Consider the following 1,624-nt stretch of genomic DNA (forward strand, 5'->3'; position numbering starts at 1 on the left):
GGGGTGGGAGAACTCATCTCGAGGAAGGCTTCCCGCTTAGATGCTTTCAGCGGTTATCCCGACCGAACGTAGCCAACCAGCCGTGCCCCTGGCGGGACAACTGGCACACCAGAGGTTCGTCCGTCCCGGTCCTCTCGTACTAGGGACAGACCCTCACAATTCTCCTACGCGCACAGCGGATAGGGACCGAACTGTCTCGCGACGTTCTAAACCCAGCTCGCGTGCCGCTTTAATGGGCGAACAGCCCAACCCTTGGGACCTACTCCAGCCCCAGGATGCGACGAGCCGACATCGAGGTGCCAAACCATCCCGTCGATATGGACTCTTGGGGAAGATCAGCCTGTTATCCCCGGGGTACCTTTTAGCCGTTGAGCGACACCACTTCCACACGTAGGTGCCGGATCACTAGGCCCTGCTTTCGCACCTGCTCGACACGTCCGTCTCACAGTCAAGCTCCCTTGTGCCCTTGCACTCGCCACCTGATTGCCAACCAGGCTGAGGGAACCTTTGGGCGCCTCCGTTACATTTTGGGAGGCAACCGCCCCAGTTAAACTACCCACCAGGCACTGTCCCCCACCCGGATACACGGGTGCGGGTTAGACGCTCAAAACGACCAGAGTGGTATTTCACCAATGACTCCACCCAAACTGGCGTCTGGGCTTCACAGTCTCCCACCTATCCTACACAAGACGCTCCAAGCGCCAATGCCAAGCTATAGTGAAGGTCCCGGGGTCTTTCCGTCCTGCTGCGCGAAACGAGCATCTTTACTCGTACTGCAATTTCGCCGGGCCTGTGGTTGAGACAGCGGGGAAGTCGTTACGCCATTCGTGCAGGTCGGAACTTACCCGACAAGGAATTTCGCTACCTTAGGATGGTTATAGTTACCACCGCCGTTTACCGGCGCTTAGATTCTCAGCTTCGAAGGAACAAGTCCCCCTAACCGGTCCTCTTAACGTTCCGGCACCGGGCAGGCGTCAGTCCGTATACAGCGTCTTACGACTTCGCACGGACCTGTGTTTTTAGTAAACAGTCGCTTCCCCCTGGCCTCTGCGACCCCACCCAGCTCAGACAGCAAATGCCATCACCAGGCGAGGTCCCCCTTCTCCCAAAGTTACGGGGGCAATTTGCCGAGTTCCTTAACCACAGTTCACCCGATCGCCTTGGTATTCTCTACCTGACCACCTGAGTCGGTTTGGGGTACGGGCCGCCGGTACACTCGCTAGAGGCTTTTCTCGGCAGCATGGGATCACTCACTTCACCTAAAACGGCTCGGCATCAGCTCTCAGGATACGTGAGAGACGGATTTACCTATCTCTCTCCCTACAGCCTTACCCCGGGACAACCATCGCCCGGGCTGAGCTACCCTCCTGCGTCACCCCATCACTCACCTACTACCCCCTCGGGTCCCACGCTCCCCACACAACAAGCCCGAAGGCCCGAAGAATGGTTCGGGTGGTTAGCATCAGAGGATTCAGCGTTGGCGCATACCAGCGGGTACGGGAATATCAACCCGTTGTCCATCGACTACGCCTGTCGGCCTCGCCTTAGGTCCCGACTTACCCTGGGCGGATTAGCCTGCCCCAGGAACCCTTGGTCATCCGGCGCACACGTTTCTCACGTGTGA

The 1,624-nt window shown here is 58.3% G+C and carries 1 rRNA gene; it reads right to left on the bottom strand.

Features of this window, described 5'->3' with window-relative positions:
- A 23S ribosomal RNA gene (locus AB0C84_RS46115) occupies nt 1-1,624 on the bottom strand; the annotation flags it as partial.

It is taken from the genome of Actinomadura sp. NPDC048955, assembly GCF_040649435.1.
In the GTDB taxonomy this organism is placed as follows: Bacteria; Actinomycetota; Actinomycetes; order Streptosporangiales; family Streptosporangiaceae; genus Spirillospora; species Spirillospora luteofluorescens.